The 21,124-nt window shown below is 43.4% G+C and carries 16 protein-coding genes; 6 read left to right on the top strand and 10 right to left on the bottom strand.

The window, feature by feature from the left end:
* The first annotated feature begins 148 nt into the window (after positions 1-148).
* Positions 149-1,207 carry a serine/threonine protein kinase gene (locus tag VE944_RS00890; protein ID WP_324970984.1) on the top strand — a complete coding sequence of 353 codons (1,059 nt, stop codon included), beginning with the start codon at positions 149-151 and terminating at the stop codon, positions 1,205-1,207.
* A 28-nt stretch (positions 1,208-1,235) separates the two neighbouring features.
* Here VE944_RS00890 and rimM read toward each other — a convergent pair whose 3' ends face one another.
* Positions 1,236-1,943 carry a ribosome maturation factor RimM gene (gene rimM, locus VE944_RS00885; RefSeq protein WP_324970982.1) on the bottom strand — a complete coding sequence of 236 codons (708 nt, stop codon included), beginning with the start codon at positions 1,941-1,943 and terminating at the stop codon, positions 1,236-1,238.
* A gap of 14 nt (positions 1,944-1,957) precedes the next feature.
* A complete protein-coding gene (locus VE944_RS00880; RefSeq protein WP_324970980.1) occupies positions 1,958-3,241 on the bottom strand; it encodes a valine--pyruvate transaminase in 1,284 nt (427 codons plus the stop codon).
* Positions 3,242-3,526: 285 nt separating this feature from the next.
* Here VE944_RS00880 and VE944_RS00875 point away from each other — a divergent pair, with 285 nt between their 5' ends.
* Positions 3,527-4,636 carry an S-(hydroxymethyl)glutathione dehydrogenase/class III alcohol dehydrogenase gene (locus VE944_RS00875; RefSeq protein ID WP_324970998.1) on the top strand — a complete coding sequence of 370 codons (1,110 nt, stop codon included), beginning with the start codon at positions 3,527-3,529 and terminating at the stop codon, positions 4,634-4,636.
* 301 nt (positions 4,637-4,937) lie between these two features.
* Here VE944_RS00875 and VE944_RS00870 read toward each other — a convergent pair whose 3' ends face one another.
* Both VE944_RS00870 and VE944_RS00865 read right to left on the bottom strand, forming a co-directional pair.
* Complete coding sequence (locus VE944_RS00870; protein ID WP_324970978.1) at positions 4,938-6,629, bottom strand: hybrid sensor histidine kinase/response regulator; 1,692 nt, start codon at positions 6,627-6,629, stop codon at positions 4,938-4,940.
* A 265-nt stretch (positions 6,630-6,894) separates the two neighbouring features.
* Entirely contained in the window at positions 6,895-8,814 is a 1,920-nt protein-coding gene (locus tag VE944_RS00865; protein ID WP_324970976.1) for a GTPase family protein, read from the bottom strand.
* Positions 8,815-9,113: 299 nt separating this feature from the next.
* Here VE944_RS00865 and VE944_RS34035 point away from each other — a divergent pair, with 299 nt between their 5' ends.
* Positions 9,114-9,248: an SH3 domain-containing protein gene (locus VE944_RS34035; RefSeq protein ID WP_414690085.1), complete on the top strand. Its 135-nt coding sequence runs from the start codon at positions 9,114-9,116 to the stop codon at positions 9,246-9,248.
* Here the strand turns inward: VE944_RS34035 and VE944_RS00860 are convergent.
* On the bottom strand, positions 9,214-9,387 hold the full coding sequence (locus tag VE944_RS00860) for a hypothetical protein (protein WP_324970974.1): 174 nt from the start codon (positions 9,385-9,387) through the stop codon (positions 9,214-9,216). The genes VE944_RS34035 and VE944_RS00860 overlap by 35 nt on opposite strands.
* Before the next feature lie 250 nt (positions 9,388-9,637).
* Complete coding sequence (ebsA, locus tag VE944_RS00855) at positions 9,638-10,018, bottom strand: type IV pilus biogenesis protein EbsA (protein WP_324970972.1); 381 nt, start codon at positions 10,016-10,018, stop codon at positions 9,638-9,640.
* 621 nt (positions 10,019-10,639) lie between these two features.
* Here ebsA and VE944_RS00850 point away from each other — a divergent pair.
* The gene (locus VE944_RS00850) at positions 10,640-12,046 is read left to right on the top strand and encodes a glycosyltransferase family 2 protein (RefSeq protein ID WP_324970970.1); all 1,407 of its coding nucleotides are present in this window, start codon (positions 10,640-10,642) and stop codon (positions 12,044-12,046) included.
* Positions 12,047-12,119: 73 nt separating this feature from the next.
* On the opposite strand, the gene VE944_RS00845 is transcribed toward VE944_RS00850, so the two are convergent.
* Positions 12,120-14,198, bottom strand: a complete 2,079-nt coding sequence (locus VE944_RS00845; protein WP_324970996.1) for a DNA polymerase III subunit gamma/tau — start codon at positions 14,196-14,198, stop codon at positions 12,120-12,122.
* Positions 14,199-14,583: 385 nt separating this feature from the next.
* Here VE944_RS00845 and VE944_RS00840 point away from each other — a divergent pair, with 385 nt between their 5' ends.
* Positions 14,584-15,267 carry a hypothetical protein gene (locus tag VE944_RS00840; RefSeq protein WP_414690084.1) on the top strand — a complete coding sequence of 228 codons (684 nt, stop codon included), beginning with the start codon at positions 14,584-14,586 and terminating at the stop codon, positions 15,265-15,267.
* Between the two features lie 188 nt (positions 15,268-15,455).
* Positions 15,456-19,307, top strand: a complete 3,852-nt coding sequence (locus VE944_RS00835) for a CHAT domain-containing protein (protein ID WP_324970966.1) — start codon at positions 15,456-15,458, stop codon at positions 19,305-19,307.
* A 298-nt stretch (positions 19,308-19,605) separates the two neighbouring features.
* Here VE944_RS00835 and VE944_RS00830 read toward each other — a convergent pair whose 3' ends face one another.
* From VE944_RS00830 to VE944_RS00820, 3 genes are all read right to left on the bottom strand, one after another.
* A complete protein-coding gene (locus VE944_RS00830; protein WP_094350397.1) occupies positions 19,606-19,800 on the bottom strand; it encodes a hypothetical protein in 195 nt (64 codons plus the stop codon).
* A 196-nt stretch (positions 19,801-19,996) separates the two neighbouring features.
* Entirely contained in the window at positions 19,997-20,554 is a 558-nt protein-coding gene (gene recR, locus VE944_RS00825; RefSeq protein ID WP_324970963.1) for a recombination mediator RecR, read from the bottom strand.
* A 165-nt stretch (positions 20,555-20,719) separates the two neighbouring features.
* Positions 20,720-21,070: a histidine triad nucleotide-binding protein gene (locus tag VE944_RS00820; protein WP_324970960.1), complete on the bottom strand. Its 351-nt coding sequence runs from the start codon at positions 21,068-21,070 to the stop codon at positions 20,720-20,722.
* Positions 21,071-21,124 lie beyond the last annotated feature (54 nt).

Genomic DNA, 21,124 nt, shown 5'->3' with positions numbered 1-21,124 from the left:
CTATTTCGCGCCAAGACGCAAATAGCAAAGGCACTTTCTGCTGATGCGCCTTGGCCCATGCACGGTATAAATGGGACTAACAATCTGGGTGAATGGATTTTAATTTTTTGAATTGCACCTTGACAGAATCAAACTCGTATGGTGTGTAATGGAGCTTGATGTGCGTAATGAATATAAAAGGGCAATTCCCTTAAATCACCATCCAGATTTTTCCAAACAAGGCTATCAAATTATCAGCGAACTAGGACGCAACCGAGAAGGGGGACGCATTACTTACTTAGCTAATGTCCTCAATTCTAAGCAACAGGTAGTGATTAAAGAGTTTTGTTTTGCTCGTGCGGATGCTGATTTATCAGGTGTGAAAGCATATCAGCGCGAAATCGAAATTTTACAGCAACTCAATCATTCTCGCATCCCTCGCTATGTAGATTCTTTTGAAATACCAGGGGCTTTTTATCTAGTGCAGGAATATAAAAAGGCCCCATCTTTAAGCTTAACGAGCAGCTTTAATCCAGAAGAAATAAAGCAAATTGCTTTGTCAATTTTAGAGATTTTGGTTTATCTTCAAAAGCAAATTCCGCCAATTATTCATCGTGATATTAAGCCAGAGAATATTTTGGTTGATGAGCAACTCAATGCTTATCTGGTTGATTTTGGTTTGGCTAGGATACAGGGTGCAAAAGTAGCTTTGAGTAGCTTTGTAGCCGGAACTCCAGGTTTTATGCCACCAGAGGAACAGTTTGGTCATTCCCTAACTGAAGCATCAGATTTATATAGTTTAGGAGCAACACTGATTTGCTTACTTACTAATACTCGTTCTGTTGAGATTGGAAAATTAATTGATGATAACTATTGCTTTAATTTTCAGCAATTAGTTCCTCAAATTAGTCCGCGTTTTCGGTCGTGGTTGAGTAAAATGGTGGAACGCAAACGGAAACGTCGTTATGCTAATGCGGCTGTTGCTTTGGAAGCACTTGGGCCAATTCAAGTTGTTGGTACTGCCACCAAGATAGATACTTTAATCAAGAAAATAATACTTAGAAAACGATCTACTTTGTTGGGACTAGCTACTGTTATTACACTTGCTGCAATGGCGGCAACTTTAATTAGTTGTCAGCCTGGTAATAGGGTTAGGCAATTACTGGAAGCTACAGAATGTCAAAGTTTTGATTTAAACGCAAGTTGCCAAGAAAAAACCGGAGATTAAGATTAATTAGGGCATCTTAAGGAATGACCTAATTATTAATTTCTAATAACCCAGGCGGTGGCGTAATTTCAATCCGATTGGATTTCAAGTTTACTACTGGTGCGATCGCTTCCACAAATGGAATCAAAACAGTCTTTTGCTTTTTGTCAGTGGCAAAAGATGGGTGCAATTTTACTTCTAACAAATCATTGCCAGCCGGGATGATGTCTACCACCGTACCAACGAGTTCGCCAGATGCTTGCATGAAGACTTCCAAGCCAATCAAATCGAGGACATGATATTCATCTTCGCCTAACTGGGGGCGATCGCTTGCTGGAACCATTAACTTACAACCACGCAACGCCTCCGCCTGATCGCAATTTTCCACGCCAGCTAATTTGATCACATACAAGTTTTTGTTACTGATATAACGTCCTGTTAATAATTCGATTGGTTGCGGTTCTGTGTCACCTGAACGCAACAACCAACGTTTTCCCGCCACCTCAAATCTTTCGGGGAAGTCAGATACAGGATAAACCCGTAGTTCCCCAGACAACCCTTGAGGGGAAACAATTGTGCCAATTTCTAGCCAATTATCGAGATTGGGGGCTGGGGATTGGGGATTGGGGACTGGGGATTGGGGATTGGGAATTGGGGATTTGGGATTGGACTTTTTTGATTTTCCTCTTCCTCCTCTGCTACTGGGCGCCTCTGCGCCTCTGCTCCCTATCTCTTTGTTTGCTTCTTCGTGTTTCATTTCTATTTTCCTTACTAGGCAGTCACCGCCGCACCTTTATAAGCTTCCTCAGCCACTTTTGCTAAACGTTGCATAGCAGTGGCAATCTCTTCATCGGTGCCTGTAAGGCTGATGCGGAAGCATTGGTGTTTGTGGGCCCACTCTTCCTCTAAACCGGGGAAGAAGCTACTTCCTGGGACAATAATCACACCTACTTGCTTAAGTTGCTGGTAAAATTCCCAGTCACTGATGGGTAAATCTTGTAACCACAACCAAGCAAAAATTGCTCCTTCACCGCGATGGAGGAACCAAGGTAAATTCTTGGGCATCGCTTGTTCTAAGCTGGTTTCTAAAACAGTAAATTTATTTTGATAAAAGGGACGGATGACAGTGTGAGAAATTTCCCCTAAAGCGCCAGAGTTGATTGCATAAGCTGCGATCGCTTGGCCGTAACGTGAAGAATGAAGACCAATATTTGCTTGAAAACACTCCAGCACTTCAATCCACTTTTCATCCCCAATGGCAATACCAACCCTTTCTCCTGGTAATCCAGCTTTTGATAAACTCATGCAGTGTAAAATATTATCACCAAACACTGGTGTCATTTCGGTAAAATTCAATGCCGGGAAGGGAGGGGCATAAGCTGAGTCAATAAACACGGGCAGATTATAAGGCGCAGCTAGGGCGGCAATCTTTTTCACCTCATCATCAGTGAGGACGTTACCAGTAGGATTACAAGGCCGAGAGAAGAGGACACAACCCGTATCTTCTGTAATCGACAGTTGGCTGAAGTCGGGGCGATATTTAAATCGGTGGGCGGCTTCATCAATATCGAGAGTCGGTTTATAAGCGATTAACGCTTTTGGAACTAAGCAGATACCGCCGTAACCAGTGTAGTCAGGGCTGAGGGGCAAAACGATTTGTTTTAACTCGCCACTAGGCGTGTAGCCACCGAAGCTATTCACAGCGTAGAAGTAGAGGGTTTGACTACCGGGGGTGATGAGGATATTGCGTTGGCTTAAGTTTAACCCGTAGCGTTTGTTAAAGTCGTTAGCGATCGCTTCAACCAACGGTGCATAGCCCTGACTTGAGCCATAGCGACAAACTACCTCACCATATTCTGGGCTAGCCAAAAGCTGTGCAGTACAATCCCGCCATAATTTTTCTACCTCTGGCAAAATCAACGGATTACCAGCACTCAAATTAATAAACTGCTGCCCTGCACCCCCTCGTAATGTTTCGATAATATCCTTCATGATTGCTCTTACGCCAGTCAGGTTGGACATTTGAGCGCCAATTTGAGTTAGGGCAGGGTTCATAAGCTGTGACAAAATGTATTAATCGAGGGGTGGACAAATTATTGGGGTATTGCTGCTGACATCCAGTTTACATCTTTGTCAAAACAGCAGTTGCCGCCTTTAACCAATCTAGCTAGAGAATGATATTTTAACAAAGTAATATTTATCGTTATAGGGGCGATCGCGTTTAGTAGATATGATGAAGTGATACAAAAGTGTATCATGCGTTCAATATGTTTAAGTGAAAAAATCCTCATGCTTGAGCAGTGGGGATAACTTTAAATAACTATATTAGGAGGGCTGATGTTGCAAGTTAAAGCAGCAGTAGCTTACAACGCAGGTAAGCCGTTGACAATTGAAACCGTTCAACTATCGGAACCAAAAGCAGGCGAAGTGTTAGTTGAGGTAAAAGCCACCGGAGTTTGCCATACCGACGCTTTTACCCTATCTGGTGACGATCCTGAAGGTTTGTTTCCGGCAATTTTGGGGCATGAAGGTGCTGGTGTGGTAGTGGAAGTAGGCGCTGGTGTCACCAGTCTCAAACCAGGGGATCATGTAATTCCCCTATACACTCCCGAATGCCGCCAGTGCGAATATTGTTTGAGTTTCAAAACGAATCTTTGTCAAGCCATTCGCTTAACTCAAGGACGCGGTGTCATGCCTGATGGCACTAGTCGCTTTAGCATTGATGGACAGATGATTCATCATTATATGGGTACATCAACTTTTGCTAACTATACGGTGCTGCCAGAAATCGCCCTAGCAAAAATTCGGGAAGACGCGCCATTTGATAAGGTTTGTTACATTGGCTGTGGTGTGACTACTGGTGTTGGTGCAGTCATCAATACTGCCAAGGTGGAACCGGGAGCAAATGTTGTGGTTTTCGGCTTGGGTGGTATTGGTTTAAATGTCATCCAAGCGGCGCGGATGGTAGGGGCAAATATGATTGTCGGGGTGGATACTAATCCCAGCAAACGCGCAATAGCCGAAAAGTTTGGCATGACGCACTTTGTCAATCCCCAAGAAGTAGAGGGTGATTTAGTTCCCTATCTGGTTGATTTAACAAAAGGCGGTGCTGATTACAGTTTTGAATGTATCGGTAATGTCAAAATTATGCGTCAAGCATTAGAATGCTGCCATAAAGGTTGGGGTGTCAGTGTGATTATTGGCGTTGCTGGTGCTGGACAAGAAATCAGCACTCGTCCTTTTCAATTAGTAACTGGGCGCGTTTGGAAAGGTTCTGCATTTGGTGGTGCGAGAGGACGTACAGATGTGCCAAAAATTGTTGATTGGTATATGGAAGGTAAGATAAATATTGATGATTTAATTACCCATGTGATGCCGATTGAGCAAATTAATGATGCTTTTGAATTGATCCACAAAGGTGAATCAATTCGGAGTGTGGTGACTTTCTAATTCGTAATTCGTAATTCATAATTCGTGATTAAAATGGCTTTGTAGCTGATGGGGTGCTACTAATAAAAGCCTAAATTTTTGTGTCACTTCATTCCTAGCCTCCAGGCTGGGAATAAATTCAAAAGAGGGCTGCTGCCTCTTGTGAAGCCGCAGAGCATTTCCAGCTTTGTTCCTGAGTTCTGATTTCTAAATTCTGAATTCTTCTTCAAGTATATAGCAGTCCTAAATCATTCATGAACAATAAATAAGATCCCCGACTTCTCAAAGAAGTCGGGGATCTGAGTCTCTCGATTTTTACAACTCATTTAGGATTGCTATATTTGCTACTCATGAGAAAGTATTGATCAATTTCTGCCGCAAGTATGTCAAAGTCTACAGGCTTGGTCAAGTGACATTTAAAACCAGACTTAAGCGCCAGCTCCCGATCTTCCTGGCCACCGTAGCCGGTGAGTGCAATCAGAATTGAGTGAGTAAATTTGGAGTCTTTACTCAGTTCCTGTGCAACGGCGAATCCATTCATTTCGGGAAGTCCGATGTCACAAATAATCACATGAGGCTCAAACTCTCTTGCAGTTTCTATCCCTGAAATTCCATTATTAGCTATGGAAACTTCATGCCCAAAATGCTCAAGCACTGCTTTTAATGTTATGGCTGAATCGTCGTTATCTTCGATGACTAAAATCTTTAACGATTTTTTAGCCGCTTCTATAATCTCCGGGTCGTTATGCCAAGCTGTAATCTCTTCGCATACTGGGAGAGTAACTTTAAATTCTGCTCCCAAATTGATTCCTCTACTTGAGGCTTCAACATGACCACCATGAAGTTCCACAAGACTTTTTACTACCGATAATCCCAAACCTAACCCGCCCCTCGAACGGTCTAAACTGCGATCAGCTTGGGTAAACGGCTCGAATAGTTCTGGTAAGATTGTCGGATCTATCCCTATACCTGAGTCTCTTACAGATAGAACCCCTACATTGCCTAAGCCATTTTCACCTGGAATAAATGAGAGATCCACCCAGATCGTTCCATCTGGTTGGGAAAACTTTAAAGCGTTATCAAGAAGGTTGCCAAAGACTTGGAAGAACCGCGTCGGGTCAACATAAGCCCACAGAGGCTTGTTTGGTAGGTCTTGTACTACGTTAAGGTTCGATCTCTTTATTGCTTGTGCATGGTCATTGAGACTCTGGCGAACCAATTCCACCAAATTAACCTTCTCCGGGTTTAATGAAATCTTCCCATAAGTAATGGACGATACATCCAGTAACTCATCGATCAATTTCGAGAGGTGCTTAATCTGGTGTTGCATCATTAAAACTGTTTGTCCGACTGCACCAGTCTCGCCTAGCTTCAACTTGAGAAGCTGAACCCCGTTGGAGATGGGAGCAACGGGATTTCTCAACTCGTGAGCTAGCATCGCAATGAATTTGTCTTTCAGGGCGTTTTGGTTCGTCAGTTTCTGGTAAAGTTGAACGTTGGCGATCGCAACTGCTGTAGTATCGGTCAAAATCTCAAGCAGTTCTATCTCTTCGGATGTGGCTCGGTGTTGTGTACTCCAGTAAGCTCCAATCGCACCCAGTGGATCAGAAATCCGTATGGGAACCATCACTAAACTTTTGACAAAAGTTACTTTATAAGCATCAATAGGAATTCGAGCATCCAGGTAAATGTCTTCAATCACGGCTGCTTGTTTATTGAGCATCGCCCAACCGGAGATGCAAGCCCTGAGCGGAAAACGCATACCTTTCCAAAGTGGGCCAATCGCGTTTTCATCGACATAATGGCAACATTCACCATCCCGCAGTACAAAAGTTACCCCATCAGCATTAGTTAGATCGCGAGCAGCCAAACGCACAATCTCAATAATTTCCTCAATAGTCCGTACACAAGCCAAATCCTTCACAACCAAAAGCAGTCTATTGTAAGACGAAATACTATAACTCTGATGTGAGTTCTGTTTTTGTGGGATGGAAGTTTGTAATATATTGTTCATAAATAACTCCGAATAAAAGGGATGTCTGGGTAAAAACTCAGGTAAGGCGGGTAGGTTTCAGCAGACACCTACTCTTAATCGTAATCTGAACTTTGATCTTAAGAGTACGTCCTGTTATCGCATTTTTCGTTTTTCCTTTTACGAGTATAAATCTTGTAAATTTATAAAACGATTATTCGTAAATGTACTGTAATAGCAAATTCAACTTGTGAGAATGAAAGATGCTCCGGTATAGCCCATTGTAGACATTGCTAATGTAGACAAATTATTTGGCGATCGCCAAATAATACTCAAATCGCTCTCGCAGTTGTTCAACCGTCAAATTTTGAGTCCAGTACTCCACTAGGGCGTGACCAAATGCCCAGGCGTTGCGATCGGGTGAAGCGGAATTTTCCAGCAATAACGGCCAGAGAGATAGCAATTCAAAGTTGAGCGGGTTAGGGTTAGCTGTATTCAAGAGTAAGAAAAGCTCATATCCCATTTGGAGTTTGCCAATCACAATCGGCAATTGTTCCACGGGAATTTGCTCTGCCAGCATATATGCTAAGGCTGGAGATCCGGTTGAGAGCGTAGAAACAAACTGGAGAACGGGACTTTTGAGCAATGACGTTAGTCCCTGTGTTGTCGCCATTTGGAAGGTATAGTGGTCGATAATTTTAGCAGCAGCGACGGTGCGGACTTCAAGGTTACGCAAAAATCGGGCGAGACGCAGTTGCTTGGATGGTGCGATCGCATCTACTAATCCCAACGATAGCGCCTCTACTCCCCAAGCGGCTCGATTTGTTTTGCTGTCGCTTGTAACCACAGGCACAACTAGATTACAAAAGTTTCCCAGCAGTTTGGCACGATACTCGGTGGCTTCTCGAATAGCAATTTCTTTTGGGCGATTACCCCATTCCCAATCATAGGGGGGTTGCCACTCGCGGATCGGACGCAAACGATCTACTTGAGTGACAATCGCGATCGCAGGTAAATCTGCAACTTCTGCTTTGATGTCTTGCAAAAAGTCTACATCCATTTGCAGGGCAGGATCAAGGGCAGGGGTGACTAACAGCAGCAAATCTGCGTTGATAGCATAATCAAGCACCAGATTTCGGAGATCGGCACGGTTGACTTGTTCATAACCAGGAGTGTCCCAAAGGGTTAGGGTTTCCCCACTTTCAGCCTGCCATTGGTAATTTTGAATGCGATCGGTACTGGGTAAAACATCAACGGCTGCGAGATCCGCCTGAAATAGCGTGTTAATCAGGCTACTTTTACCTGACCCCGTGCGCCCCACCAGCAGAATATTCACGGGTTTTTGCTCAACTACCTCGGCTGGTTCGGCTTGAGTCAGGATTTCTCGGAGTGTTTGGGTTTCTGCCTTGGGTAGAGTTGGTGTAGAAACTACGGTTGCTGAAACTGGTAATGTGGTACGTCCGTAAAGAGCGATCGCCTGCTGGCATAAGTTTCTCAGGGCAGCTTCCCGAAATAGCTGACTCAAATTCCCCAATAATTGCTGAGTTGCCTGGTTACTAGAACCCTTGCTGGCTTGTTTGGCCACCGCCGCCACTGGATTTAAAACCCACTGTGCCCAGTTCCAAGCTTTCCAGAATTTCCGAGCCGATGGCTCTAACTTCCGATAGACTTCGTAGCCTTGGTATGCTTGCCCAACCGTTACCTGATTGAGGACGGGGGATAACTTTTGCATCCATCGATCCATATCATCAACTGTTCCCCGAATCAACCCGTAAGCTTGGGGGACGTAAATGTTCAGTAGCGGATATTGAATTTGAGGATTGTAAATATGAGCGATCGCTACGACTAAATCTTGGCATCGCGTCCAAAAAGTTTGCCAGTCTTCCCAAATCGGGCGATCGCTTTGTGCTGCTTGCAGAATCTCTTGAAGGGCAGCTTCTGCAAGCTTTGTGACATCACTTCCCACTGGTAGCCCTACTGTATCCTCTGCTTTGGATTCTAGTTCTTCTTGGACTTGGGCTAATACAGCTTCTACTTGGTTAACAGCAGGTTGAGTCCATTTCACCAATACCCAACGCCAACCAACGAATAAAAGGGTGAATACACCCCAAATCCAATTAATGCCCCACGCATGAATTTGCGAACCGGCGGATACCAGTAAGAAAATGATAATAAACGCGATCGGGATTGCTAAGACGACCCACTGCCACGGTTTTAATCGCACCATTACCCTATACCTGCTTTGGTTAGACTGCTTATATTTCTATTGTTAATCTAATAGTTCTTTGATGAATGGTAGATTGCTGGACTGTCTACTGCAAGTAATATAACTAGTAAGCATATTAAATCAGTTATCTATCAGTTATCAAAGCGTATCGGCGTAGGTTTAAACCCACCACCAACGCATACCACCTTCTTTGTGGGGGACTTAGACCCAAGGATTTAACTGATAACTGTTTACTGTTAAACACCTGTGGGAAGTTCAATAGTAGTTAAAAAGCTGATAAACCCTCATCTTCAACTCGGATTGTTCAAGCAAGTGATGGCTACGCGAATCTACGAAGTTATCCAAGTACGGAGGTAGCTGTTTTAGCCAAGGTTCCAAATGGTACTTCTGTAACGATTCTTAGTGAACAGGCAAATACTGCTGAACAACTTTAGTACAAAGTTGAGGTGAATGGTCAAGTTGGTTGGCTCTACTCAGACCTGCTAAGTAATAAGGCGATCGCAAGCAAGAATAAAAATAGCGATCTAATAAGGTTTTTTGTTGTCTATGAAACTTACTTAAGTAGGTAAACATAATTAATTACACAATGTCATTGCGAATGCAGCGAAGCGAAATGAAGCAATCGCAAGGGCTGGGATTGCTTTGCTTCGCTCGCAATGACTGTAATTAATTTTGCGTAGTTACTTACATCATAAGCTTGGAAATAATAAATCATGCTGGAGAAAAAATTTAAATGAATCTCAGTGCATTGGAATGAAGGTTAGGCTTCTGAGATTTTGAGTTTAAAGAGAAGCCGAACTTACAAAAGTCCGGCTGAGTTTAATTAATCGTCTATACGCAGTAGCTTGCGATAAAACGGTTGTGAAAAATCGGTTGCACGATGACGTTTATAATTGTCCATAACTTCAATTAAAAAATTAATAAACTCGAAACTAGCCATCATCAGTTCGTAACTCAGGTCAGCATTGCCATCAAACTGGATTCGGCAACGGGTTAAGTCTGAGGGTAAAGTCGCAACATTCCAAGAGGCGACAAAGGGAACATGTTCACTACCTTCTATCTTCCTCTGTCCCTCCAAGACCCCTTTTTGATAAAGGCTAATGGCAAGAGGTAAAAAATTGCGTTTAGTGCCCTGAACATAAGGTAAATAAACACTGGCTTGTTGTTGAGTGGCAGGCTGGAGCTGGAGTTGGTCAATAGACATTGTTAAATATGCCAACTGGGGACATTAGTGGATGTTAGTAGTATTCCCAAAAGATGTATTTAAAGCACATAGTGGGAATGGGGAGTGGGGAGTAGGGAGTGGGGGATGAGGGGGCAAGGGAAGCAGGGAGCGGGAGTTTCCCCTCTGCCTCTTTACCCATGCCCAAAAATGAAGTTACTGCTAAGAAATATTAAAATTTCGGTTAGAATGAGGCTGCATTAACTTTTATCAACGTTGGGGAAAATAACACTAAAAATCCGCACTGTAAAGTTGTGGATGTTATTATTGCTGTTTCTCCCAACATCGAGCTGCTGCTACCTTGTTATTACTTTGCCCAAATCGGAGTTCTAATTGAAGAAAGTCTCACTCTACAAGCTTCCTGCCTAAATGGCTATCAAAGGAATCAAGCCTCTGTCTAAGAGTAGCAAGGTGGTTAATGCGAGATAATTACGCAAAGTAGCAGTGACAACAAAGGTAGTCCCAGTGGCTTTTGGCTTAGGGATAGCGGGTATTGCAGTTTGCCCATTCCGATTAATATCGGGAAAAGTAGCTTAGGGATATTTGTCCGTAAAATTACTAACTGTAGACAAATACTGATTTTTGAATCAAGCAACCTAACCTATGCCAGCGAATTCCTGGCCCGAAGAAGATTCTTATCAAGAGCTTGATCCGCTCAACTCCTTGTTGTCTGACCTATCAGCAAATGAGGAGTCGGTGTTAGAGACAGATCCTGTGTCTCTAACACCCCGGTTTCAAGGTCGTAGACGCAAAGCGGCTCTAGTCTTGACTATCGTCTGGAGTAGCACGATCGCTCTACATTTAGTTTCTTGGGCTTCTATATTTATTCTAGGACTGACCACTATTCTAGGATTTCATGCCTTGGTGGTAGTGTTTACTAAATCCCGTCGTTATCCAAAAGAAATACAGGGAGATTTGCCCTCTGTCTCTGTATTAGTGGCTGCGAAAAATGAGGAAGCGGTAATTGCTAAATTAGTTAAAAATCTTTGTAATCTGGAATATCCAGGTGGGCAATACGAAGTATGGATAATTGACGATCACAGCACTGATAGCACGCCACGTTTATTAGCAGAACTCCAACAGAAACATGAGCAACTGAAAGTACTAAGGCGTTCAGCAGAAGCTACTGGTGGCAAATCGGGGGCGTTAAATCAGGTACTACCTCTGACAAAGGGCGATATTATAGCAGTATTTGATGCTGATGCCCAAGTAACACCAGATTTACTGCAACAGGTAATACCTTTATTTCAAAGAGAAAAGGTGGGGGCGGTGCAGGTGCGAAAAGCGATCGCCAACGCTAAAACAAACTTTTGGACTAAGGGTCAAATGGCCGAAATGGCACTTGATACCTGGTTTCAGCAACAGCGAACTGCCCTTGGTGGCATTGGCGAACTGCGCGGCAATGGTCAATTTGTCCGGCGTTCAGCCTTGGAAAGCTGCGGTGGCTGGAATGAAGAAACCATTACCGATGATTTGGATTTGACAATCCGCTTACATTTGGATAAGTGGGATATTGAGTGTGTTTTCCATCCAGCAGTGCAAGAAGAAGGAGTGACAAGTGCGATCGCACTTTGGCATCAGCGCAACCGTTGGGCAGAAGGCGGTTATCAACGCTATTTAGATTATTGGGATTTAATTCTCAAAAACCGGATGGGATGGCGCAAAAGCTGGGATTTGCTGATTTTTATGCTAATTATGTATATCTTACCCACAGCAGCAGTCCCAGATTTATTAATGGCGATCGCTCGTCATCGTCCACCAATATTAAGCCCCATCACAGGCTTGTCCATTTCTATGTCGATGGTAGGGATGTTTACAGGTTTAAGGCGGGTACGTCAAGATCCGAAATTCCCACCTTCTACATATTTTCTGATGCTGGTGCAAACCCTACGTGGCAGTTTATATATGTTGCACTGGTTAGTCGTCATGAGCAGTACTACTGCCCGGATGTCGGTAAGACCAAAGCGCCTAAAATGGGTGAAAACTTTGCATACGGGGAATGGAGAATAGCCCCTTTGGGGAATTCAAAATTTTAAATTAAAAATTAAAAATGCAAAATTATTTTTGGTAATTTTGCATTTTTTTATTCATCATCAACTTCTGCTTCCTCTACCCACTCAGGTGTAGCCATAGAATCGGAGAATTCTGGGAAATCATCTGCAAAACGGATAATTTGTCCGTTGAAAAATACTGCTAAACGTTGAGCTGCGATCGCTACTTCGTCAGGTTCCCAATCAGGTGCGGGCGTTTGTTTTGGGGGTGGAGGCAAAGCTTGTATCCCATTTCTATTTGCCTCATTTCCATTTGTCCCATTTCCATTTACCCCATTTCCATTTCTTACCGTCGGCTCAGTTTTTAGTGGTGCTGGTGTTGTTGCTGGTGGTGGATTGCTTGCCTGTGGTGCTGGTGCTGGAGACGGAATTTGCTGGTTGTAACTGGGAGTTGGTGGCTGCTGAGGGCGAGTAGAGTCTTTTGGGGGAGGATTTTTTTTGGCTGAGGTAGAATTTGAAGAAGTTCCTTTTTCTATATTTATCTGGATTTCACGCTGGAAAGTCTGCTGGAAAGCTGCCGTAATCATCGGTAGATAAGATTTTCCCTTGTTTCCCTTGTCATACCATGCCTGTTTGATAGCAATTCGAGCCACAACACCATCGAAATCGATGAGTTGGCTCATTTGACGCAGCATTTCTTGCCTTGATTTTGGCTGGAGGTTAGCAAGCACCTGTTGCCAAACTTGAGTTAAGTCATATTGTGCTTCTTCAACGACTTCTGAAGTTACTGGTTCAACGTTCGCAGGTGATATAGGTACAGATTCTGGTTCTGGGATTGGTGGTGGAAGGGAGTTAGCAACAGAATTGTGATCTGTTTGCCGTTCAACTGGAGAAGATGAAGCCACGGGCTGATTTTGGGCAGCCGCTACATGATTGTTTGCAGAATTATGATTTTTTTGCGGTTCAGCTACCGGTAAGGGAGAGACTGCATGATTTTGGGTAACTGCTGGAGGATAGTTTGGAGATACAACAGGTGTGTTGACTCGCTGGGTGACACTTGGGGCTTGTGGCTGAATATTTGTCGCACTGGGTAATAATCCTAGTAATGTTACTTCCAACCACAAACGCGGCTGGGTGGTATTTTTAATTTGCACTTCAGCTTCTCGCAAGTGTTTTTGTCCTGCCAAAATCACACTCATATCGAAGTATTGAGCAAACTCAACCAACGCTGTCCAGGTTTGCTGAGTACAAGCAACCAAATCGTGGCGATTGGGTGCGGTTTTAGCAATGAGTAAATCGCGGTAGAAGGCGGCGAGATTTTGCAGAAGAGTTAGCGGTTCTCGACCACGATCTAGAATGTAGTGGGTACAGTCTAGAACTGCTTCGGGTTTATCTTGAGCGATCGCATTTAAAAGCGCCAGCAAATCCTGTTCGCTTACTGTCCCCACCAAATCCCAAACTCTATCCGGTGTCACTTCACCTGCTAACAAACCCAATTGATCGAGTAGACTTTCGGCATCTCGTAACCCTCCCTGAGCAAGTTGGCCTACCAGGGTTAGTGCGTCGGGTGAAATATGAATATTTTCAAAAGAAGCGATCGCACTTAAATGCTTTACCATCGCTTCTAACTGAATGCGTCTAAAATCAAACCTTTGACAGCGTGAAATAATCGTTGGTAAAACCCGTTGCGGATCTGTTGTTGCCAACACAAAAACTACGTGTCTTGGTGGTTCTTCTAATGTCTTTAATAGCGCGTTGAATGCCTGGGTACTGAGCATGTGGCATTCGTCAATAACATAAACCTTATAGCGACACTGCACAGGAGCAAACTGGGCTTTTTCAATCAACTCGCGGATATTATCGACACCAGTATTACTGGCAGCGTCGATTTCAATTATGTCTAAGGCGTAGCCCTTGGTGATCCCCTGACAAACTTCACACACGCCGCAGGGTTCAGCAGTGGGCTTGTCACTTTTGAGACAATTGAGAGATTTGGCCAGAATCCGGGCACTAGAAGTTTTCCCCGTACCTCTAGGCCCAGTGAATAAATAGGCGGGGGCGATTTTGGATGTGCCGATCGCATTCGTGAGGGTGGTAGCGATCGCCTCTTGCCCCACTAGTTCAGCAAAACTCTTGGGGCGATATTTGTGGTGCAGGGGTTCGTAAGACATGGAAATATAGACTTCAATGCCTTTCAAAGGTAATTAGTAGCACCGAGTCGAGTTTAGGATTCAATTATTTTAGACTCTTGTACCTGCTTGGTTTGTACATATTGCCAGAGCTACTGCGCTCAACTAATGCCGTAAATTTTGGCACTCAGGAAAGCAAGTAACCAAAGCTTATCTTCTACTATGATTTCAATATCAAAGTATTGGAATTATAGCATATCATTTAGTACATTTGTTCTAGCTAGGGGAGTGGGGAGTGGGGGATGAGGGAGCAGGGGAAGAAATTGACAAATAACAAATGCCCAAAGAATTTTAATAACTGAACTAGCGTCATAGTCCAGTGCGATCGCTACAATCTTAGGATAAGCAAAACTCGATGGTGCAGCAGATGCTCAAGCGGCTATTTCAATGGCTCAAAAAGCTTTTTCAGAGCTTGTTCGGTGGAAAACAGACTGCCTCAAAATCTAGAGGAAATGTGCCAAAACAACCAGCGCCACCCTTAAGCGATACCGATCTGGAATTTCTTTTCAACGAATTGTTGCAAGGAGTACATCAAGCACGAGGGGAAGCGTGGGCACAAAAGTGGCTGCATAATATTGAACATCGCATTTCAACTGAAGACTGGGTTGAGTGGTTAAGGCGCTTTGGCGACAGATTGCTAGCATCACCTACACCCAATAATGAAATAGCTGCACGGTTAGTGCAATTGGGTGAGTTGAGCATTGGAGAAATCGGAGATGTTGCTTATAGTATCGGGATGCAATTGTTAACACGCAATCAAGGCGAACCTATTTGGGAATATGAAGGACCAGATGCTTTTAGCACAATAACATCTGAGCCAACCACACCCATATCAGAGTCAGTAGATACCCCAGAGAACCCCCCAGAGGGAGAATACCAAACTGTCACCCTAGAAGAGTTGTTTGTGATGTTGCAGCAGGATGAAAACTTACGCCAGCAGATTGCTCAACAGCTTGCCGTTGAGACAGATGATCCAGAATTGCTTGTCCAGGCATTAATCAGTCAATTATATCCTGACGGTCAATCGGCTACAGAGCAAACAGAAAATTAACCACTTGGCATCAAGAGTCGAATCGGGGAATTGTAACGTTGTAATACTCTACTCTTGAAGTTTTGTATATTTTTTGCTAACCTGCGACGGAAGCCCTGTCCCGATCTAATGGATTTTTACGTAATTGATGATTTTTTTAACACAACGATGGCTACAATCTAGAAAAACAAAATCCAATAGTGTGGCAGATGCTCAGGCGGATATCGCAGTCGCTTAGAAGGTTTTTAAAGCGCCTTATTGAAAGTAAGCAGGGTAGTTCTCTCAAGGGTGCGAGAGGACACAATCTGGTGGAGATGCTACCAGAACTAACCAATGCGGATCTGGAACAATTGTTTATCCAATTGTTAGAAGGCGTGCATCAAGCACGAGGACGACAGTGGGCATTGAGGTATCTGCAACGGGTAGAAAATCGCATTCCGGCTGAACGCTGGATAGACTGGTTGGTGATGTTTGGCGAAAGCTTGCTAGCTTCGCCGGCACCGAATCCTCTTTTAGCAACAAAGATGGTGCAATTGGGGGAACTTGGTGTTGGCAGAATTGGAGATGTTGCTTATGACATTGGCATCCGGCTAATGCAATCACCTACACAGATAGAGAATGAGGAGAATTATCCAGAAGAGGATTTAGAAATCACTCCTGGAGAAGAACTGCTCCGCAATTTAGGCGAACAGTTATGGGAGTATGATGAACCAGATGTGGTAGAAACTACTCCAGGTCTTGAACTGATCCGCAATTTAGGCGAGCAGTTATGGGAGTATGATGAACCAGATGTGGTAGAAATCACAACCAATGAAGAAATTATCCCAACTTCACCTGGGCAAGAGTTAATCCGCAGCTTAGGTGAGCAATTATGGGAATATGATCTGCCAAATGTTGAACCAATAACGTCAGCGCCTGAAAAAGCCTCTTTTGAGGAAACATTCACCCCGAATTTAGAGGAACTGGTATTGGAGTATGAAAGGGAAGATGCCCAAACCACAATACCCGAAAATTTCCCTCTCCCCGCAGCAGAAGATTCAATCACCTCATTAACCCAACTGAGGTTCGATGATCACAATGAAGTTGTTCAAAGTACAACAGGAGCAAATCTGCTCTCTACTAGACAAAGAAGTGAATTAATAACTTCTCCCTCAGTGGAAACCTGGGATAACACTTTGACCAATTTAGAGCCAAATGTGGCTAATACATTAGATGAGTTGTGGGTGAAATTGGATCAAAGTACCAATCTAGTCCAGCAACTTGCTTCTAATTTGGCAGTTCAAAGCAGCAATTCTCCTGGTATAATTGAGCGACATGGCGATAATCCTGTTACCCACGCTCAAGGGTGGTTTTATCAAGGTCTAAGCCAAGCGAAAACAGGTGATTTGTTAGGCGCGATCGCATCCTATGACCACGCCATTGAACTTCAACCAGAATTCTCAGAATATTGGTTTAACCGAGGCTTGACGCTGTTCCATTTAGAACGTTTTGATGAAGCGATCGCATCTTACGAAACCGCCACACAACTAAAACCCGACTTCTACAAAGCTTGGTACAACCGGGGTGGAACTCTCGGAGAATTAGGATATTTTGAAGAAGCGATCGCTTCTTTTGACAAAGCCATAGAAATCAAGCCAGATTATCAAGAAGCGTGGTCTAGCAAGGGTTTGGCACTGCTGAAATTAGGTTGGCTACCCGAAGCTATTTCTAGTTATGACCAAGCCCTACATTTGGAACCAGAAGACCAAGAAAACTGGTATCACCGTGGCATAGCCCTAGCTGTAAGCGAACAATTTGCAGAAGCGATTATATCTTACGACAAAGCGCTAGAAATTAACCCAGACTATCACGAAGTTTGGATAGACCGGGGTGTAGTGCTGTTTAATTTAGGAAGATGGTCAGAAGCGATCGCCTCCTGGGATAAAGCACTGTCAGTTCAATCCGACTTCTACTTAGCTTGGTACAACCGGGGTATAGCCTTAGACAACTTAGGACGTAGACAAGAAGCGATCGCCTCCTATCAACAAACGATCGCCATTAAACCCGACTTCCACTTAGCTTGGTATAATCAGGCAGTAGCATTGTTTTATTTAGAACAATTTGCCGAAGCGATCGCCTGTTATGACAATGCTTTGCAAATTAAACAAGATTATTGGGAAGCTTGGATAGGTCGGGGAACTGCGATCGGTCATTTAGTCAATGCTGAGGCATTGCAGATTTCGAGTAGTATCACAGCGACAAATCCTGCCTTACAACAGGGCGGCTACGAAGGGAAACTAGCCAGCTACGAGGAAGGGTTAAAGCATCTGCGGACAGATACCCATCCAGAAGGCTGGGGTAGATTGCATTTTGCGATCGCTAATACTTACTATGACCAAGGCAAAAAAAATACTAATCCCCGTGATTATTGGCGCAAAGCCGCATCTGAGTATCATCAGGCGCTGTTAACCCTCACACTAGAATATTTTCCCCAGATGCATCTAGAGGTTTTGCAATCTCTAAGCAAAGTGCTGATGGGTTTGGGACAAACAACACAAGTTCAAGAATTGCTGCAACGCGGTACAGATTTATTGCGACAATTGCTGAGTGAAGAAACTCGCTCAGACGAAAGTAAAAAACAGTTAGCCCTGAAATTCGCAGGCTTTGATCAATTGGCAGTTGATTTAGCCGTAGAGTCCGGTGATTTAGTTGAAGCTTGGGAAATTGCCGAACAAGGTAAAAATGCTTGTTTAAACTGGCTGCTTTCTAGCTGGAATGATAATATTTACTCGCCTTATTATGGCGCAATTCAACAACTATTCAATCCCACAACAGCAATTATTTACTGGCATATTAGTCCGGTTGCCTTACACACATTTATTCTCAAAGACCAAGCGCCATCACCGATACTCCTATTTACACCCATGCAAGATACTGGGGCAATACCTTTAGGAGAAGACGCTATTCGTCTCAATGAATTACCTCTACCCGAAGCAGTACAACGCCTAATTGAATTTGAAAGTTGGCTAGAAGATTGGCATCAAAAATACCAAGAATATCGCACCACGGCCCAAGACAAAGAAAGTAAAAGCCAGCATTCTTGGCGAGTTGATATGGAACAGAAGCTGTCACAATTGTATGAAATTCTGAATATTTCCACAATTGCACAGGAACTCGAAGGCATTACCCAACTGGTTTTAATTCCTCACCGTGACTTGTACAGATTGCCTATTCATACCCTTTTCCATCTTTCTTCCCCATTGTCGGAAGAATTGCCGAATGTGGAGTCAAATTTCAGCGTTACCTATCTACCTAGTGCCCAAATAGGTTTATCAATAAGAACTGAAGATATCTGGCAGTGGCAAAATCAATTATTGCTTAGTGTTGAACATCCAGAAAATACAGATTCTTCCACACCGAAATTTGCCAAACTTGAGTCGGAAGTTGTTAGCCAGATGTTCAATAATATTCAACGAATTCAGGGTTCAGAAGCCACGAAAGATACTGTTGAAAACGCCTTATTTGATAATTACAACATCTTTCATTTTACAGGTAATGTCATTAATAACTTGGCTGAACCCAAAAAATCAGAATTAGCATTAGCAGGTGAAAACAAACTTACTCTAGATGAAATCTGCCAACAAAATCTAGCAAGTTACAACCTGATTACCCTCTCTGCTTGTGAAAACTTAACTACTAGCAACCACACTATCAGCAGCGAATATGTAAGTTTAGTAACTGGTTTTGTGAGTCAAGGTGTTCCTCATGTAGTAAGTACTCTCTGGAGTGTAGAATCTTCAGCTAGTGCCTTGGTGATGATAGAGTTTTACCGACGATTACAGCCTAATAAATCAGCAGTTACTGCCTTGGCTGAAGCAACCCGATGGCTGAAAGAATTAACTGCTGGAGAACTAACAAAATGGTATGAAGATGTCTTGAATAATCTGCATCCTGAAGAAGTACGAATTCAAACTTATTTAGCGACACAACTATATAGAAATAGTAAAATGGCATCAGATAAAAATCTTTATAATCATCCTTACTACTGGGCAGCATTCACAATTACAGGTAAGCCGAATTAATCATTTGTTCTACTGCTAAAGCTGCTGTTTTATTCCCCACCCATTCTGGCTTCTTAGAGCTAGAAGTTTTATTTGCAGAGGCAGGACTACCTGGAGCTACAGCAGTTGGTGTTTAAGATATAGTACTAGTAGATTTTTCAGGTTTCTTCCCAGAACTACTTAGTATCAGCACTGTAAATAATGTTAGTTGCGATCGCTATGGTGGACTAAATAATAAGGTATTTAATCCACCATTGTTGAGTTTAGTTACTAATGAGAGCCGACGCAGTTAAAACTTGACTCGTCGTCGGAGTCAGCTTTACTCCTGATCAACTTTTTCGATATCATCAGGTGTACCAGTGGCAGAAATTTTTGATGTGCCAGATTTACCTGCACCTGAGTTGCCGCCAGAAGCGCCAGCACCCCCTGAGTGTTTAGAGTCCGTGTTACCTTGTTCTTCTTGAAGCTGTTCAAGGCGGTTTTTTTCTTGAGCTTTATCTTTTTGGTCAGCCATATCTTATTTACATTTTTCGCATAGCGATCGCTTTTAACTCTACCATTTTCCCGATTCTTGCGACACAGAGGCAAAATCTCTTTGCACACATGGCACTGCCTCAACATTTACGTACTGGCAAACGTGATTTTAAGAGAATTAGTGGGGCGATGAACAGGAACGAAAGGTGGCTTTAAATAAGAAAGTTTATTTAAGCCTAATCTAACTCCCTGCGTCCTTCCAATGCCCTTGCCAGAGTCACTTCGTCGGCGTACTCCAAATCACCACCTACAGGCAAACCAAAGGCAATCCGCGTCACTTTGGTAAATGGTTTCAATAGCTGACCGATATACAGTGTTGTTGTCTCCCCTTCTACACTGGGACTAATTGCCAAAATTACTTCTTGGGGTTTTTGCTGACTCACCCGGTGTTGCAAAGCAAGTATAGTCAACTGTTCTGGGCCAATTCCATCAATTGGCGAAATCACCCCACCTAAAACGTGATATTTGCCTTTGTACTCGCGGGTTTTTTCCAGCGCAATCACATCGCGGGGATCTGCTACGACACAAATAGTTTTGTCGTCACGATTGGTATTGCGGCAGATTTCACAAACAGGTTCAGCAGATAAGTGAAAGCAAACAGAACACAAGCCTATCTGCTTTTTTGCCTCAATCAGCGCTTGTGCCAAAGCTTCTACTTCTGCTTCTGGTCGCTTCAAAATATGCAAAGCCAGTCGTTGGGCAGATTTGGGGCCAACTCCCGGTAGGCGTTGCAATTGCTCAATTAACCGTGCTAAAGGGCGTGCGTAAACCGTTGTCTTGTCTCCAGAATGTTTTTACCTTAACTATGATGACATTCTTACAGAATTTTGGAAGGAAGCGTTTTTAATTGAGTGATGAATCGCGTCTTGAGACACAATTCATCAGGTTTTATGGTTTTATCAACCAGGCGGCCAGTTCAACTGCCGTCCTCCTAAAATATGCAGATGTAAGTGGTAGACTGTCTGACCACCATCATCACCAGTGTTGATAACAACTCGATAACCGTTTTCTAGCCCAGCTTCTTTTGCAACACGTTTGGCGGTTAACAAAAGATGCCCCAGCAAAGCATGATCCTGAGATTCAGCATCAGCTAATGTGGGAAGGGGTTTTTTAGGAATGACAAGGATGTGAACTGGTGCTTGGGGATGGATGTCTTTGAATGCTAAAGCTAAATTATCCTCATAAACAATATCAACGGGGATTTCCCGACGAATGATTTTGCTGAAAATCGTTTCTGTAGTTTCACTCATACCAATCTACCTAATCATCTGCTAGAGATTTTAAAGGTTTACTGTAGCGACTAG

The sequence above is a fragment of the Nostoc sp. genome (assembly GCF_035638895.1).
Lineage (GTDB): Bacteria > Cyanobacteriota > Cyanobacteriia > Cyanobacteriales > Nostocaceae > Nostoc.
Note: the sequence above shows the minus strand (reverse complement) of the source record. Positions and strands in the feature narration are given on the sequence as shown.

What these genes read in the sequence shown, in the direction of transcription:
- VE944_RS00890 (WP_324970984.1), top strand. Translation starts at nt 149, where the DNA reads ATGGAGCTTGATGTGCGTAATGAATATAAAAGGGCAATTCCCTTAAAT.
- rimM (WP_324970982.1), bottom strand. Translation starts at nt 1,943, where the DNA reads ATGAAACACGAAGAAGCAAACAAAGAGATAGGGAGCAGAGGCGCAGAG.
- VE944_RS00880 (WP_324970980.1), bottom strand. Translation starts at nt 3,241, where the DNA reads ATGAACCCTGCCCTAACTCAAATTGGCGCTCAAATGTCCAACCTGACT.
- VE944_RS00870 (WP_324970978.1), bottom strand. Translation starts at nt 6,629, where the DNA reads ATGAACAATATATTACAAACTTCCATCCCACAAAAACAGAACTCACAT.
- VE944_RS00865 (WP_324970976.1), bottom strand. Translation starts at nt 8,814, where the DNA reads ATGGTGCGATTAAAACCGTGGCAGTGGGTCGTCTTAGCAATCCCGATC.
- VE944_RS00860 (WP_324970974.1), bottom strand. Translation starts at nt 9,387, where the DNA reads ATGTTTACCTACTTAAGTAAGTTTCATAGACAACAAAAAACCTTATTA.
- ebsA (WP_324970972.1), bottom strand. Translation starts at nt 10,018, where the DNA reads ATGTCTATTGACCAACTCCAGCTCCAGCCTGCCACTCAACAACAAGCC.
- VE944_RS00850 (WP_324970970.1), top strand. Translation starts at nt 10,640, where the DNA reads ATGCCAGCGAATTCCTGGCCCGAAGAAGATTCTTATCAAGAGCTTGAT.
- VE944_RS00845 (WP_324970996.1), bottom strand. Translation starts at nt 14,198, where the DNA reads ATGTCTTACGAACCCCTGCACCACAAATATCGCCCCAAGAGTTTTGCT.
- VE944_RS00840 (WP_414690084.1), top strand. Translation starts at nt 14,584, where the DNA reads ATGCTCAAGCGGCTATTTCAATGGCTCAAAAAGCTTTTTCAGAGCTTG.
- VE944_RS00835 (WP_324970966.1), top strand. Translation starts at nt 15,456, where the DNA reads ATGCTCAGGCGGATATCGCAGTCGCTTAGAAGGTTTTTAAAGCGCCTT.
- VE944_RS00830 (WP_094350397.1), bottom strand. Translation starts at nt 19,800, where the DNA reads ATGGCTGACCAAAAAGATAAAGCTCAAGAAAAAAACCGCCTTGAACAG.
- VE944_RS00820 (WP_324970960.1), bottom strand. Translation starts at nt 21,070, where the DNA reads ATGAGTGAAACTACAGAAACGATTTTCAGCAAAATCATTCGTCGGGAA.